At 34.4% G+C, this 16,592-nt stretch carries 15 protein-coding genes; 11 read left to right on the top strand and 4 right to left on the bottom strand.

Translation table 11 applies throughout. The annotated features are described in order from the left end of the window. Positions 1-2: 2 nt before the first annotated feature. The 8 genes from CEY12_RS10335 (at position 3) to CEY12_RS22260 (ending at position 8,314) form a co-directional block, all read left to right on the top strand. Positions 3-3,617: a DUF6443 domain-containing protein gene (locus CEY12_RS10335; protein WP_157676798.1), complete on the top strand. Its 3,615-nt coding sequence runs from the start codon at positions 3-5 to the stop codon at positions 3,615-3,617. Between the two features lies 1 nt (position 3,618). Beyond that, positions 3,619-4,167, top strand: a complete 549-nt coding sequence (locus CEY12_RS10340) for a hypothetical protein (protein WP_089027617.1) — start codon at positions 3,619-3,621, stop codon at positions 4,165-4,167. 641 nt (positions 4,168-4,808) lie between these two features. Further along, positions 4,809-5,363: a hypothetical protein gene (locus CEY12_RS10345; RefSeq protein ID WP_089027618.1), complete on the top strand. Its 555-nt coding sequence runs from the start codon at positions 4,809-4,811 to the stop codon at positions 5,361-5,363. 296 nt (positions 5,364-5,659) lie between these two features. Beyond that, the gene (locus CEY12_RS10350; RefSeq protein WP_089027619.1) at positions 5,660-5,887 is read left to right on the top strand and encodes a hypothetical protein; all 228 of its coding nucleotides are present in this window, start codon (positions 5,660-5,662) and stop codon (positions 5,885-5,887) included. Between the two features lie 189 nt (positions 5,888-6,076). Next, positions 6,077-6,517 (top strand): hypothetical protein, encoded by a 441-nt coding sequence (locus CEY12_RS10355; protein ID WP_157676799.1) that lies wholly within the window; start codon positions 6,077-6,079, stop codon positions 6,515-6,517. A gap of 165 nt (positions 6,518-6,682) precedes the next feature. Then, the gene (locus CEY12_RS10360) at positions 6,683-7,249 is read left to right on the top strand and encodes an REP-associated tyrosine transposase (RefSeq protein WP_089027621.1); all 567 of its coding nucleotides are present in this window, start codon (positions 6,683-6,685) and stop codon (positions 7,247-7,249) included. 56 nt (positions 7,250-7,305) lie between these two features. Beyond that, the gene (locus tag CEY12_RS10365; RefSeq protein ID WP_157676800.1) at positions 7,306-7,902 is read left to right on the top strand and encodes a hypothetical protein; all 597 of its coding nucleotides are present in this window, start codon (positions 7,306-7,308) and stop codon (positions 7,900-7,902) included. Between the two features lie 55 nt (positions 7,903-7,957). Further along, positions 7,958-8,314, top strand: a complete 357-nt coding sequence (locus CEY12_RS22260) for a hypothetical protein (RefSeq protein WP_157676801.1) — start codon at positions 7,958-7,960, stop codon at positions 8,312-8,314. Between the two features lie 51 nt (positions 8,315-8,365). On the opposite strand, the gene CEY12_RS10370 is transcribed toward CEY12_RS22260, so the two are convergent. From CEY12_RS10370 to aceB, 4 genes are all read right to left on the bottom strand, one after another. Further along, entirely contained in the window at positions 8,366-8,749 is a 384-nt protein-coding gene (locus tag CEY12_RS10370) for an acyl-CoA thioesterase (protein WP_089027623.1), read from the bottom strand. A 156-nt stretch (positions 8,750-8,905) separates the two neighbouring features. Continuing rightward, positions 8,906-9,484 carry an OmpH family outer membrane protein gene (locus CEY12_RS10375; RefSeq protein WP_089029850.1) on the bottom strand — a complete coding sequence of 193 codons (579 nt, stop codon included), beginning with the start codon at positions 9,482-9,484 and terminating at the stop codon, positions 8,906-8,908. A 180-nt stretch (positions 9,485-9,664) separates the two neighbouring features. Continuing rightward, on the bottom strand, positions 9,665-10,948 hold the full coding sequence (aceA, locus tag CEY12_RS10380) for an isocitrate lyase (protein WP_410493969.1): 1,284 nt from the start codon (positions 10,946-10,948) through the stop codon (positions 9,665-9,667). 795 nt (positions 10,949-11,743) lie between these two features. Beyond that, positions 11,744-13,318 carry a malate synthase A gene (gene aceB, locus CEY12_RS10385; RefSeq protein WP_089027625.1) on the bottom strand — a complete coding sequence of 525 codons (1,575 nt, stop codon included), beginning with the start codon at positions 13,316-13,318 and terminating at the stop codon, positions 11,744-11,746. Positions 13,319-13,444: 126 nt separating this feature from the next. Between aceB and CEY12_RS10390 the strand changes: the two genes are divergently transcribed. The 3 genes from CEY12_RS10390 (at position 13,445) to CEY12_RS10400 (ending at position 16,587) form a co-directional block, all read left to right on the top strand. Further along, complete coding sequence (locus CEY12_RS10390) at positions 13,445-14,929, top strand: helix-turn-helix domain-containing protein (RefSeq protein ID WP_089027626.1); 1,485 nt, start codon at positions 13,445-13,447, stop codon at positions 14,927-14,929. 86 nt (positions 14,930-15,015) lie between these two features. Beyond that, positions 15,016-15,669 carry a ComF family protein gene (locus CEY12_RS10395; RefSeq protein ID WP_089027627.1) on the top strand — a complete coding sequence of 218 codons (654 nt, stop codon included), beginning with the start codon at positions 15,016-15,018 and terminating at the stop codon, positions 15,667-15,669. A gap of 234 nt (positions 15,670-15,903) precedes the next feature. Next, entirely contained in the window at positions 15,904-16,587 is a 684-nt protein-coding gene (locus CEY12_RS10400) for an alpha/beta fold hydrolase (protein ID WP_089027628.1), read from the top strand. Positions 16,588-16,592 lie beyond the last annotated feature (5 nt).

Raw genomic sequence — 16,592 nt, forward strand, 5'->3', positions numbered from 1 at the left:
ACATGATGAAAAGAATTTTAACACTCATGAGTCTGTGGTCGGCAGCAGGATTTACCTATGCCCAAACCTTACCAGCCTCAGAAAACTATATACAGTCCAGAACTTATCTTGATTCTGTACAGGCAAGCAGCACCAGTGCGAGACAAATCAATACAGTGCAGTATTTTGATGGATTGGGAAGACCGAAACAGGTGGTTAATGTAAAAGCATCCCCATTAGGAAGAGATCTCGTAACTCCTATTCAGTATGATGGTTTTGGAAGACAGACCAGAGATTATCTTCCGGTTCCGCAGCTTTCCACCAATGGCGGAGTTCTTTACACACAGACTCCAAATGTATCTGATTTCCCTGTGGGAGATCCTGCAGGGATCTATCCCGGGGAGAGGGCTTTTTCTGAGAAAACGCTGGAAAATTCTCCTTTAGATAAAATATTGGATCAGAAGCAGGTCGGAATCGCGTGGGCAGCAAAACCTGTTGTGTTTGGTTATTTAATTAATACTGCAACGGATGTCAGAAGATATACTACCATTACCACTCCAGTGGAAAACAGAACCGATTATAAGCTCACAGTTGCACCCAATGACACGAATACAGCAAACGGTTATTACAAAGCCAATCAATTGTATAGAAATTCTGTAAAAGATGAAGATGGTAATGAAACTATAGAATTTAAAAATGGAAAGGGTCAGGTTGTTTTAGTAAGAAAAGTTATTAATGCAACAGATAATGCAGATACTTATTATGTTTATAATGAGTATGGACAGCTTGCATTTGTGATTCCCCCAAAAGCTTCGTTTAGCATTAAGGGCCTGGTAGCAGGGACAACCATTACAGGAGCTGTGTTAACTGATCTATGTTACCAGTATCGTTATGATGGTAAAAACAGGTTGGTAGAAAAGAAACTTCCCGGAAAAGGATGGGAATTCATGGTATACAATAAGGCGGATCAACTTGTTATGACCAAAGATGTTAAACTTGCAGGTAAAAACCAATGGCTGTTTACAAAATATGACCAGTTTGGAAGAGTTGTTTATACAGGACTTATTAATAATCCAGGAAGCAGACTGAGCTTACAGAATGCCGTAGATACGAATGCCAATATCTATGAGACAAGAAGTACAACCGCATTTACCCTTAATGGGATGCCTGTCTATTATTCTACCGTAGCTTCGCCGGTAAGTAATGTAGCTCAAATCCTTAGCATTAATTATTACGATACTTATCCCCCAGGGACACCCGCTGCTCCCAATACTTTTGGTCAGAAACTTCTTACGGATAACCCTGGCGGCAAAGTAACAACTAAAGGACTTCCTACTGCTTCTTACGTGAAGAATATTGAAGATGACAACTGGACAAAAAATTACAATTATTATGATAAGAAAGGAAGAGTAACAGGGACTTACTCTATTAATCATTTAGGTGGCTACACTCAGACAGAAACTGAGTTTGATTTTGCAGGTGCTGCCAAACGCTCTAACACCACTCACCTCAGGAAGCAGGGAGAAATAGCTGTGCTCGTGAAAGAACGCTTTGTCTATGATGCGCAAAACAGGCTAAAACAACATTATCACCAGGTAGACAATAATCCCGAAGAGTTATTGACAGACAATACCTACAACGAACTTTCACAGCTAAGCACTAAAAAAGTAGGCAATAATCTTCAAAGCATTGACTATGCTTATAACATCAGAGGTTGGATGACGGATATCAATAAAAACCAGATGTCTGTTGCTGATCTAGGAGGAAAGCTGTTTGCCTATAAAATTAAATACAACCAGAAAGAAGGAATTACCAACCCCGACTCAGTTTTATTTTCCGGTAAAAATGTTGAAGCTAAATACAATGGTAATATAGCAGAAGTAGACTGGAGATCGGTAGAAACTATTGGAGCGAACCCATCTCTCACTCCCAAACGTTACGGCTACGTGTATGATGCATTAAACAGATTAACGGCAGGATATTATCAAAATCCTAATAATCCCACCAGCAAAGAAAATACAGAATCATTAGCCTATGATTTGAATGGGAACATTACCACCCTTTACAGAACCTCTGTAATGCAGGGAACAATTGCCACAAAAATTGATGATTTAGTCTATACTTATGCAGGAAACCAGGCCACAACCATTAAAGATAACAGTGCAAACAAAACTGGTTACGAAGGCATAGCAGGTCTTCCGATCACTTATGATCTCAATGGGAATATGGAAACAATGGCTGATAAATCTATTTCAGGTATTGTATACAACTATTTAAATTTACCCAATAAACTTACCATAGATAAAGGAACGCAGGTTGCCGAAATTTCCACTAAATATAGTTCTGATGGAACGAAGCTGAGAAAAGAAAACTACACTTCTTTTACCGGAGTTGCAGGTACAACGTGGTCAAAAATAATTACAGATTACCTGGATGGATTTCAGTATTTGAATCAAACCAGTTCTGAGGGAAGTGGTGGAAGCACCGAGTTGATGACAGACAATCTTGAAACATCAAGAGCATTGGAAATGGAGGCTTATTCTCCGGAACCGGTAAACAATAAGAATGTTTTAAGTTCAAAGAATCCTGAGCTTCAGTTTTTTCCAACCGCAGAAGGATTTTATGATTACACAAAAGATCAGTATATTTACCAGTATAAAGATCATTTAGGAAATGTGAGAATTAGTTTTGCAAGAAACAGCGCAGGTGCTCTTGAAATTACAGATTCTAATGACTATTATCCGTTTGGAATGAATCATTTAAAAACCGGAAATTCATTCTTTAGCCCAAGTGCTTATATGAATTATAAGTATAATGGTAAGGAGCTCCAAGAGACAGGAATGTATGATTATGGAGCCAGGATGTATATGGCTGATATTGGAAGATGGGGAGTTGTGGATCTGTTGGCGGAGAAGTATCAGCCTTTCAGTGGCTACAATTACGTTTTGGGTAATCCTATTAGTAATGTAGATCCAGATGGCATGGAGGTTAAACATGATTTTCAAATTTTAAAAAATGGAGAAGTTAAGTTGATTAAAGAAACAGAAAGTAAATCAGATACTTTATATGCTAGTAATGATAAAGGTGAGGTAGATAAAAGTAAGGGTAGTGTTACTGTAAAAAAGGCAGAAAAGGAAGACGCAACAATTATATCCAATTTAGCAACGAATAGAAAAGATGAGTTTGGATTTAAGGGCCCAGATTTACGAATAGCTATTACTAATAATAGAACAGATGCATTAGATGTTTTTCAATTTGCAGCATTAAACAGTACCAATGAATGGTCCATTCAAAGCAACACAATTAATGGAAAAAATGAATATGCTTTAGGAACTCAATTAGACCCTGCTGCCTCACCAAACTATTTAGCAATTGATAAATTAGGATATTCTTTAAAAAATACACTTAATTGGGACATGCATTCTCATGGAAGTCCATTTGGCACAAATGGCCCTTCTTCTGGAGATATAAGTCATTATACAACAAAGACTGCAACTAGGTTTCTATTTAGGACTAATGGGAGCGGAAGAGGACAAGTTTATCCATATGGAAAAACCAATGCAACAAGCTCCCTGTTTAAGCAGAGAAATTTCGGAGATATGGATAGAAAATTTTCAAACTATAGTGATTTTAAATAATATGAAATTATTTGTGTTATTTTTATTAATAATTTGCACAGAGGTTAGTGCACAGAGTAAAAATGCCAATATTTTTTTTGAAAATAAGGCATTGGCAAGAAAGGTTAATAACGTATTATCATTTATTGATATATCAAATACAATTAACTTAAACGATTACGGGAAATCTATTATCTATGTTACTGTTGAGCCGGTTAATGAAAGGTATTTTTCTATTAGCTTAAAAAACCAATTACCGACTGTAGATAGAAAACTATTTAAATGCTTTAAACTTGAAAATAATAGATTTATAGCATTTGTTGATAAATCTAATATGAATTTTGGACAAAATGAGTTATATAAAAATAATTTTGAAATTGGTGCAAAAGAACTAGTTCCTTGTGATGAATTGTTTAAACTCTTAAAAGATAACAAACTACCTAAAATTCCAGAAAATGTTTTCGCATATTCAATTTTTGAAGATACATTTGTTTATTTGGAAGGGTTGGCAACCTTTGACGCATTACAATACTTAGAGATAGAATATGATTTGAATAAATCAACAAAATAGCCCCTTGCTAGCGCAAGCGTCACGCCCGTAGCCGAATAGATAACATACAATTAGATTCGAGAAAATATATTTTCTCGAATCTTTATTTGTAGTATTACACAAACCTGAAAATAATTTAGGCTGCAAATTTTATAAATGCAATTATAAGCAGTATAAGAAATTAACAAGGTGATAACTAAGAAACTTTGAAAATCTATTTAAATTTGTATCCATGAATTTGCACCGAGCGTATCGATCCCCCGCTGCCGCACGAATCCTTTTGTGTGGCATTTTATTCTAATTACTTTTACCAAACTATCTCATTTTATATCTTTACCTAAAACATATAATAATTATAATGAAAAAAAACTGGTATTTGAAGTTGAAGGTAAAGAGACCTGGGATAGTTCTTCAGGAATAGATTACTTTGAATCGGCTAGTAATATTTGTGGTCTCTATACTTGGCCCTTGCTTGTGCACAAATAAAAATTAGGGAGTCACGAATAAATAGCTCTCAAATAATTAAAGCTTATGAAGGAAAATTTAAAAAAGATTAAATAGTTCTTGTATTATGTATTCTTTTATTGAATTTTGGATATCCTGCATACCAAAAGAAGGAATTTTTATAATTACGTAGAAAAAATAATTTAATTTGAAAATCAATGAAAAAAATAATTTTAATAACTCTTATTTTCTTTTTTACTTTTAATAAAAGTACTATTAGAAAACAAGATTTACATAATATTATTAAGGGATATATAGAATATATTTCTAAAAAAAGAAAGATCAACCCTAAAAACGAGATATTAGTATTAGCTTTTCATAATCAAACGAAAGAAAAAGGTGAATACTCAGTAGATATTGCATTTTTCGACCCTAAAGTGATGAAAAATATGAAATATAACCAGGTTTATTTATTTGAAGGATATAAGCTTATATTGCCTGATAATGAATGCAGAGCAATAGAGAAAATGTTTAAGAAAATTTCATATGAAAATTTTAATCAGGCTGCAATAGAAATAGATTACGAAGTTGAAAGTTGGCATATTGCCTTTAATAAAATGGATGAGATTAATTTTTTATCACCTAGTGTAATCTCAGCACGTATAAAATCAATTTTAAAGGCTAAAAATTTAAAATTTTCTGATACGTATAAAGATATTTCATATTCCTCCCCAAATTGTTCAAAATTTGCTCCATCTAAACAAAGTCCATGACTTTTAATTTAATAATAAAACAACAAAACTTACCAAAAAAAAATATATTTTTAAAATATAGCCCCTCGCTCCCGCACGATTGTGTGGTGTGGTAGATAATAAAAAAACCCGCATTTTGCGAGGTTATTTATCAATATAAGTACAACGGGAAGAAATATTAAGGATAGAGATACAATAAAAAAAGTTCCTAGTCAAACGAAAACCAATGATAGTATTATGTTTAATAAAGCTGTTAAAAATTTTAATGATCAAAAGTTAAAAAACTATTATAATAAAATAAATTTTCTCGGCAAAAAATGGTAGTAAAAAATAATAAAAGAACAGCGAAAAATTTTTTTTTGCTTTTAATTATCTTTTTATTTTTTTCATGTAAAAAAAATGATAAAAATTTCAGTAAACAAGTCAATATTCAGGATATTACTAATGAAGGTAATTATGCAATTAGTACTAAAAAAGAAAATGATTCCCCCCAGCTGCCGCACGAATCCTTTCGTGTGGCATTTTCTTCTAATTATCATCAATAAACTATCTCATTTTATATCTTTACCTAAAACATATAATGCTGAGTGAAAATTATAAATTCTATAATCAGAAAGGATTCTTTTACTAAGTTTGTCTTAGCGGGCAGAGGCTATGAATGTTTATTAATTACATCCATCAAATCTGATCTAAACAGTTTTAGTCTCATTTAGACTACCTCAAAATAAAAAATAATGAAAATAATATTTATTTTAATAATGGTTTTACTAACCAACAATAGTTGCTCCGCACAAAATAATATTGATTTTTTTTATCAGGATAAAACGAAAGCAAAAGAAACAGATAGTTCTGCATACAAATCTTATTTGGAAAATATTCCAAAAGAATTTCTTAAAAAAGATAATGAAGTATTATTATTTTTTAATAATGCCGCTTTTATTGACGATGTTATTACTATAAATGGTAAAGACTATAATTTTGAAAACTATACCTGTGGATATACACAAATTAGAATTCTTAAAACAGATGGAAAGATTAATATCACATCTAAGAAAAAAAAAGAGATGGATTTTAAGCTAAAAAAAGGAATTGATTATATTATTATAAACGGAAATTTTGATAATAAATGGAGTGTTACATTTTCAGAATTTTTTCCAACAATGGAATGTTTGTAAAATTATAAGTACAGTGGTAAATAGCTCCAAGAGACTGGTATGTATGATTATGGGGCAAGGACGTATATGGCCCCCGCTGCCGCACGAATCCTTTCGTGTGGTATTTTCTTCTAATTATCATCAATAAACTATCTCATTTTATATCTTTACCTAAAACATATAGTGATGAGTAGAAATTATAAATTCCACAATCCGGAAGGATTGTATTTTATAAGCTTTGCTGTAGTAGGTTGGTTAGACGTATTTGTTCGAAATGAATATAAAGAGCTTCTGCTGGAAAGTTTAAGATTTTGTCAAAAAACAAAAGGTTTAGAAATTCATGCATGGTGCATTATGTCCAGTCATGTACATTTGGTTTTTCGAAGTATAGGCGGACAAAAACCAGAGTTATTAATTGGAGATTTGAAAAGATTTACAAATAATGAAATTATAAAAGCTATTAAGGAGAACCCTAAAGAAAGTAGAAAAGAATTTTTGTTAGATTTCTTTTTGAAAGAAGGAGCGAAAAGTTCGAATGTTAACAAATATCAGTTCTGGAGGCATGACAATAAACCAATTGAACTATGGAGTAATAAGGTTATATTCCAAAAAATTAACTACATTCATCAAAATCCGGTTCAGGCAGGTCTAGTTTTTCGGGCAGAAGATTATAAATACAGTAGTGCAGTTGATTATTATGATGAAAAAGGACTTTTGGATAATATTATAGTTTTTAGAATGTTTGATTTATAGTTTTTAAACCACACGAAAGGATTCGTGCGGTACCGGGGAGGAAATAAAAAATAATTATGAGAAGAAAATTTATTCTATTTTTCATTTTAATGTCAATATTCATTTTTTCACAAAACAAATCAGGTATATATTCATACAAGACCCCTTATTATTTTGAAAGTATAAATTTATTAAAAGATGGAACTTTTAAATATTATAGAAAAACTGAATTTTTAAAAGATGAAATTTTTGGGAATTGGCAGCTTCGAAACGACAGCATTTTAGTTTTGGATAGTAATCCTCAAAGATCCAAATTGATGGTTAAGGAACACATTAAAAAAGGCAAGAAAATAACCTTTACCGTAAGAGACTCTGAGGAATATCTCATTAATTACCAACTGCATATAATTACCAACAAAAAAGACACTCTTGCTTACAGGAATCAATTTGAAAAATCTGTTATTAAAGAAAAACCCATTTCTTTTTATATAATAAGCACTGAGGGCTTACATTCTCCTGTTTATAAAATCAAAGGAACAAATAGTAATTTTTTTGATGTGAAATTTGAACGACAAAGGGTATTTGAAAATGAGCAATGGAGGTTTGTAGGAAACAGTATAATTCCGTTGGGATTAGATGGGAAATATTCAAATTATAGGTTGATAAGAGAGTAAAGGAATGTCCGTATATTCTATAATAAAAAAGCAATAGAACTAATTAAAAATTTACATGACCAGATTTACTATTGTAGCCTCAGGAATTTTAGGGTGTATTTTATTATCCTGTGGTTCTACATTTTCATATCCCAGCAAGTTTAGTAATATCTGTTTCTATATTGACACTCCAACCAATGAACTGTATATAAAAACGAGGAATAGATTTGTATTAACCTACCCTAATTCTTTTGAAAAAATTATGGGAATATGGAAAATTAAAAAAGATACACTACAGCTTTCCACTCTTTCTAATGGTTCTCTACTAGACAAAGATAGTATACCATACAAGGAAGAAATGTATCTTATTATAAGAGGTACAAAATTAATAAACCCAAAAAACAAAAAATGTTTTATGCAATTACAAAAATGACAACTCAAAAATATTAAAATTTAAGCCGCACAACTGTATTAACAACAGGCATCAAATCTTCTCCAGCCAGTCACTTTTCAACCTCTGAACTCTTTGTGTCTTAGAATCAATTAAAACCCATAGTGTTAAAGAATCTACTACAAGCTGGCCATTACAATAAAATTCAACTTTTCTGGGCTGCCTGATTCCTTCAGGGTTTTTAGGATATGTTTTTACGGTAATGATATCGTTTAAATAGACTTGCTTTTTATATTGAATATGATGATCAAGAAGCATCCATATATCTTCAGGGTATTCAGTCAAGTGTTTTACTGCATCCCAATGTTCGGTTGCTATTTCTTCCACCCAGCTTACATACTGTACGTTATTAACATGATTGTTCTGATCGATGTTTTCTTTCGTAACCTGTATCTCTTTTTCATACACTAAACTCATTTCCCTGAAATTTTAGTCAAAAATAAGACATAAAAACAAAATCTTCCTAAAAGAGAGGTAACCTTTTACGATTAACATAGCGTTTGCATATGTTATATTCATAAAAAAACGGAATCGGATTAAAACCCGATTCCGTTTACAATATTTTGTTTGCTATTATTTAGCTTTTCCAGTTGCTTTAGCAGCAGGTGTTGCTGTTGCCCCTAACTTGGTTTTTACAGCAGGTGTAATATCTTCACTTCCATCTGTATATACCAGGTTATTAGCTCCCTGAGCTGTTGAAGTATCAAATACATAGCTTAAACTTCTTTCTTTAGCCACAGCAGAAATTGCATTCTGTATTTTTTGCTGTAATGGAGTAAACAGTTCGCTTTGTTTAGCTGAAATCTCCTTAGCCGCTTGTGTTCTTCCTTCTTCAATTTTTTTACCCAAGCCTTGTAATTCTGTTTGAGCTGCAATTAATTCTTTAGTTACTGCCTCTTTGTTAGCCTCGCTTAACGTTTTTTCTTTTTCCTGTGCCGTTTTTAGTTTAGCCTGATAATCTCCGATCAGCTTATCAATTTCTGTTTGTTTTGCTTTTGTCAGATTATCGATTGCTGCATTAGCTGTTTTCACTTCAGACATACTTGCAAAAATATCATCTGAGTTCACATGACCTATCTTCTGTTGAGCATTTGCGGCGTTAGCAGTAAGCGTTAATCCCGCTGCAATACATAGTACTTTAATTAACTTCATTTTTTTAATACGTATTTTAAAACTTTGTTTTTTTGTTTTCAAATATAATACAAATTTTGATCATCATGGTTATTGAATAATCCGGACTTCATGAGAAAATAAATCAGAATACCAATAACGAAAACCTCCTCAAAAACTGAGAAGGCTTTCAAACAATATGTATAATGTGGAAAACTGATCTTAATGAAACTGTGCTATTTCTGTAGAGTCTTTCATCGCAACAGTTGCCGATGAACCGCCTGTTACAACATTCTGAACCTCATCAAAATATCCTGTCCCTACAAAAGACTGATGCTTGACCGCTCTGAATCCTTTCTGCTGCAAAGCAAATTCACGTTCCTGTAATTCAGAATATCCGGCCATCCCTTTTTCTTTATAAGCTAAAGCCAGCTCGAACATCGCAGTATTCAGGGCATGGAAACCAGCTAACGTAATAAACTGGAACTTATATCCCATTTTTGCTAATTCTTCACGGAAGGTCGTCATTTCTTCAACACTCAGTTTTGCTGCCCAGTTGAAAGATGGCGAGCAATTGTACGCCAGCATTTTTCCAGGAAATTTGGCATGAATTCCTTCTGCAAATTTTCTTGCCTGCTCCAAATCCGGGTTAGAGGTTTCCATCCAGATCAGGTCCGCATAAGGAGCATAGGATAAACCCCGGTCTATTCCCTGCTCTACTCCATTTTTCACGACATAAAATCCTTCTGAAGTTCTTTCTCCGGTCACAAATTTCTTATCTCTGTCATCAATATCAGAGGTCAGTAAATCTGCAGCATCAGCGTCTGTTCTTGCGATAATGACACTGGGAACTCCTGTTACATCTGATGCTAAACGGGCAGCTATTAATTTATTAATCGCTTCCTGAGTAGGCACCAAAACTTTCCCCCCTAAATGTCCACATTTCTTTGCAGAAGAGAGCTGATCCTCAAAATGTACAGCGGCCGCCCCTGCCTCTATCATCTGTTTCATCAGTTCAAAAGCATTGAGATTGCCCCCAAACCCGGCTTCAGCATCGGCAATAATAGGAACCAGATATTCTTTATCTCCATTACCACTTACAGACTGAACCTGGTCTGCTCTTAATAAAGCATTATTGATTTTCTTTACTACAGAAGGGACTGAATTAGCAGGATACAAAGATTGGTCAGGATACATTTCACCTGATAAATTAGCATCTGCTGCCACCTGCCATCCTGAAAGATAAATTGCTTCCAGACCGGCATCAACTTCCTGTACCGCCTGGTTTCCGGTTAATGCTCCCAGCCCGGCTACAAAATCCTGAGTGGTCAGTTTCTCCCAGAATTTCTTAGACATTTCAGTTGCAATGGTATAATCGATCGTATAAGAACCTCTGAGTTTTAATACATCTTCTGCTGTATATGGCCTTTGCACACCATTCCAACGCGGATTGTTCAGCCAATCCTGCTCTATAGCCTGAATTTTTTCTTGTTTTGTTTTCATAATATTTTGATTTGTTATGTTTGGGTTGAGTTACGGGTTACGGGTTACGGGGTTCGGGATTCGAGTTTTGAGATTCGTGATATGAGATATAGCGTTTTATTAAAAACTCTAATTGAGAATTCAACAACTTCTCGATACGATTTTTTCAAAATCTACTCGAAGTGACGACTTCGTTGCAACCTTCCAATCTTTTTTAAATTACCGTCAGTTCGAGTGAAATGGTTCGTAATGCAATGGAGAATCATTTTGTATCGAGAACCTTTTAATTCAACAACTAAGGCTTAATCAAAATTGCAGGACAACTAAAATAGCATCAGAAAGACCCACCAACTTCTCGATACGACTTTTTCAAAATCTACTCGAAGTGACGACTTCGTTACAATTTTCTCATCTTTTTTAAATTACCGTCAGTTCGAGTGAAATGGTTCGGAATGCAATGGAGAATCATTTTGTATCGAGAACCTTTTACTTCAACAACTAAGGCTTAATCAAGATTGCAAGACAACTAAAATAGCATCAGAAAACCCAACAACTTATCGATACGATTTTTTCAAAATCTACTCGAAGTGACGACTTCGTTACAATTTTCTCATCTTTTTTAAATTACCGTCAGTTTGAGTGAAATGGTTCGTAATGCAATGGAGAATCATTTTGTATCGAGAACCTTTTACTTCAACAACTAAGGCTTAATCAAGATTACATGACAACTAAAATAGCATCAGAAAAAGCCAAAACTTATTGATAAGATCTTTTCAAATTCGAAAACGCTCCTACTCTAAAACGCTCAAACGCTCCCACCTAAATAAAAGGATACGCTTTCAACGTAAGGAATTCTTCAAATTTCTCCGAGAAGATCAATTCATTGAAAAGCTCTTTCGCCAGGTTGAATTTTCCATTTTTAAAACGCTCTTCACCTACATATTTTTCAATGGTGTCCATTTCTTCTTTTTCCCATTGAAGAACCATTTCGCGGGTCAGTACTCTGTCATCGATTAATACCGCTTCATTTTTCAGCCACTGCCAGATCTGGGTGCGTGAAATTTCTGCAGTTGCCGCATCTTCCATCAGGTTATAAATCGCCGCAGCGCCCACTCCCATCAACCAGCTTTCAAGATACAGGATCCCTACATTGATATTTTTACGGACTCCTTTTTCACTGATCTCCCCTTTTGGAATTTCCAGCAGATCACTTTCTTTGATCTGATAGTCTACTTTTTTATCAATCTGGTTGGCTGAAGGCATATATTGATCAAAAATATCTTTTGCTACTGAAACCAGTGCAGGATGGGCAACCCAGGTACCATCATGGCCATTTTTCACTTCCCTTTCTTTATCTGCTTTTACTTTTTCAAAGGCAGCTGCATTTGCCTGGTCATCATTTTTTATAGGGATCTGTGCTGCCATTCCTCCAATAGCATGTACATTCCGTTTGTGACAAATCTCAATCACCCTTTTGGAATAGGCTGTCATAAATGGAGAAGTCATCGTCACCTGATCACGGTCAGGAATTATAAATTCAGGAAGGTTTCTGAACTTTTTAATAAATGAAAAAATATAATCCCACCGTCCACAGTTTAATCCTGAACTATGCTCTTTCAATTCATATAAAATTTCATCGATCTGAAAAGATGCAGTGATCGTTTCTATTAAAACTGTTGCTTTAATCGTTCCCCTTGGAATCTGAAGATAATTTTGAGCAAAATCAAAAACTTCATTCCACCAGCGGGCTTCTTTATAATGTTCCAATTTTGGAAGATAAAAGTAGGGGCCACTTCCCTTTTCCAAAAGCTGTTGGACATTTCTAAAAAAATAAATACCAAAATCAATCAGCGAACCTGAAGCTTCCTCACCGTTGATCTCAATATGTTTTTCAGGAAGATGAAGGCCTCTTGGACGGATCAACAAAACAGCCGTTTTTTCATTAAGCGTATAGGATTTCCCCTGTTCGTTCGTAAAATCTATATTTCTGTTAATTGCATCTGAAAGATTGAGTTGTCCCTCCATGCAGTTCTTCCATGTAGGAGAATTACTATCCTCAAAATCCGCCATAAAAGTAGAAGCACCAGAGTTGAGTGCGTTAATAATCATTTTACGGTCTACTGGTCCAGTAATTTCTACCCTGCGATCTAACAGATCTTTTGGCAATGGTGAGCATACCCAATTTCCATTTCTGATTTCTTCAGTTTGTGGTAAAAACTTTGGAAGATGTTTCCTGTCAAGATCCAGCTGAGTTTCTTTTCTTTCTTCTAAAAGATCAAGTCTTTTTGAATTAAAATTTTGATGAAGTTCAATCAGGAACTCAACAAGTTCAGGAGTGAATATCTTTTCAAACTGGCTCTGAGCCTTTATCTGTAATTGGGTTTTGGTTTCCATAACTCATTGATTTTGTGATTTGACATTACAAACATAAATAAAAATTTTCACAATCAGCGAACGTTCGCTAATTATTTTAAAAAATTATTATGCGAATAATCGCAATCAATTATTTATATTTGAGTAATGAATCCAGAGAGCGACTTTATCAAAACAGTATTCGGACTAAAACTGAAACAGCAGAGGCAAAAGAAAAATTGGTCTCTGCAGGACCTTGCTGTAAAGACGGGTTTATCAAAATCTTATCTCAACGAAATTGAGAATGGAAAAAAATATCCAAAACATGATAAAATTATCCAGCTTTCAGAATCCCTGAATTGCACATTCGACGATCTGGTATCAACCAAACTGGATAAGAGCCTTGCTCCGTTCAATGAAATTTTACAGTCTGATTTCTTCAAAGAAGTTCCGTTAGAGCTTTTCGGTATTAATAAAAATAATCTCATCAGTATTATCAGTGATGCCCCTAAAAAAGTAACTGCTTTCATTAATGCATTGATTGAGATTTCTCAGAACTATAATTTAGGAAAGGAACGCTTCTATTTTGCTGTATTGCGTTCTTTTCAGGAACTTTATGACAATTACTTTCCTGACATTGAGGAAAAAGTCCAATCGTTTGCACACGAATATCAATTAGAATTGAACAAGACCCTAAAACCTGAAGTTTTAGAACATATCCTTATTGAAAAGCTGAATTACACTATTCAGTCCAGAGACTTTGAACCTTATGGGACTTCCACCCATCTCCGTTCATTATTCATTCCTGAAAAAAAGCTCCTGCTGCTTAATGTTAAGCTTGAAAGAGATCAAAAAACCTTTATTCTGGCAAAGGAGATAGGATTTAATGTTTTAGAATTAAAAAACCGTCCAACGACTTATTCATGGCTGGATTTTGGAAGTTTTGAGGAAATTTTAAATAATTTTTATGCCTCTTATTTTGCGGGTGCTCTACTCATATCAAAAAGGCAGATCATTGAAAATACTTCCGACTTTTTCTTGCAAAACACCTGGAAGCCTAAAAATTTTACCGAACTCATTGAACGCTTTACAGATTCTCCGGAAACATTTTATTACAGACTTACTAATATCCTTTCATCAGAACTGGGTATTAAAGACCTGTTTTATCTGTGTCTGGTTAAAAAGAAAGGTTCAGATAAAATTCAGATATTAAAGGAATTACACCTTAACCATCAGCAGGCCCCTCACGCCAATGCCATGAACGAGCATTACTGCAGAAGATGGATCGCTGTTAAAAACCTTCAGGACCTGAAAGAAAATGAAACCCTTACCGACGCCCAGATCTCCCATTATAAAGATCAGGGAATAAGTTATCTGGTTATTTCCACTTCTCAGAAAAATCCGTTTTCAGACGGCAGCAACAGAAGTTATTGCCTTGGGATTTTATTGAATACCCAAACAATAAAGAAAATAAATTTCATCAAATCACCAAGCTTGCCAACCATCAATGTAGGGGTAACCTGCGAATCCTGCAGCATTGCTGATTGTGACGTCCGACAGGCACCACCCGTTCGGCTGGAAAAAGAGTATTTTAATCAAAGTATGAAAAACTCTATCGAAAAAATCCGAAAAGAAATCGAATCTGAAAACTAAGAAAAGTACTCCCTATTACTTAAACTTTCAACTTTCAATTCTCCCCCTTTCAACTAATACCCCTATATTAGTTATAAAAACCACAAATGATTCTCGACCTTCTTTTTCCCAACCGTTGCATCCACTGCAACCGGATTATCGATGCCGACCTATTGGTGTGTGAGATCTGCTTTGAACACATTCATTTCACTCATTACGACTATTTTAATGAAAATATTATTAAAGAAAAATGCAAATTGTTATTCCCGGTAGAAAACACCTATGCTCTGATGCGGTTCGAAGAAAAAAGTTTAAGCCGAAAAATCATCCATGAGCTGAAATACAGAAATCGTGAAAAGACCGGGAAAATTCTGGCAGATTGGACAACCGAAAATCTGAATTTTTATGATCAAAAACCAGACCTGTTAGTAAGCGTACCGCTTCATCCCAAGAAACAAAAAGAAAGAGGCTACAATCAGTTACATCTCTTTACGGAAACGCTGTCTGAATATTACAGAATTCCATTTGATCATGACTTAATTAAAAGAAATCATTATTCAAAAGCCCAGGCATTAAAGGACAAAAAACATCGTTTAAAAAATGACAATATATTTTCAATAACCCGGAATATTTCAGGAAAGCATATTCTTCTGATCGATGATGTCTTCACTACCGGAAACACCGTCGCTACCATTGCATGGGAAATCTTAAATGTGGGAGACAATAAAGTGAGTGTTTTGGTGATGGCTGTAGATTATTAGGGAGTTGAAAATTGAAAGGGGAAAGTTGAAAGTAAGAAATATGTGTGTAGAAAAAATAACCCATAACCCATAACTCATAATTCATAACTAATAATTCATAACTAATAATTCATAACTAATAACTAATAACTAATAACTAATAACTAATAACTCATAACTCACACCCTTTCATTTTCAACTTTCAACTCTCCATTTTCAATTTTTTTTTATAATTTCCCCACTAAACTAATATTTATGAAAAACCTGCTTCTGCTGCATGGTGCATTAGGACATACCGATTTATTCAATCCTTATCAGCAAGAACTGTCAAAACATTTTAATGTACACACCCCTCTATTTTCGGGACATGGAAATACTGCAATTCCCGACGAAGGCATTAGCATAGAAAAATACATTCAGGAACTGACCGAATATTGCGAACATGAAAAATTAAATGATGTTTATATTTTCGGCCATAGCATGGGAGGCTATGTCGGCCTCTGTTATGCATTACAGTACCCCGAAAATACTAATTCGGTATTAACGTTGGGAACAAAGTTCAACTGGACGGAAGAACAGGCTTTAAAAGAAAGCAAAATGCTTGATCCTGAGACAATTCTTTCAAAAATCCCGAAATATGCAGAACAACTGGAAACTCAACACGGTTCCCAATGGAAAAAACTCCTGCCTTCCATCGCCGGAATGATGGTTTCTCTGGGTAAAAATCCACCGCTACATTCAGAGACTTTAAAACAGTTGACAGTCCCTGTTCAGGTAATGGTAGGAGATAAAGACAATATGGTAACCATAGAAGAAACGATACAAACCTATCGGGATATTCCTAATGCACGACTATCCATCCTTCCGGATACTAAGCATCCAATGGACAAAATTCGTCCAACTCTATTAACTGAAATTATGAAAGATTTCTGGAATTGATAAAG

Source organism: Chryseobacterium sp. T16E-39, assembly GCF_002216065.1.
In the GTDB taxonomy this organism is placed as follows: domain Bacteria; phylum Bacteroidota; class Bacteroidia; order Flavobacteriales; family Weeksellaceae; genus Chryseobacterium.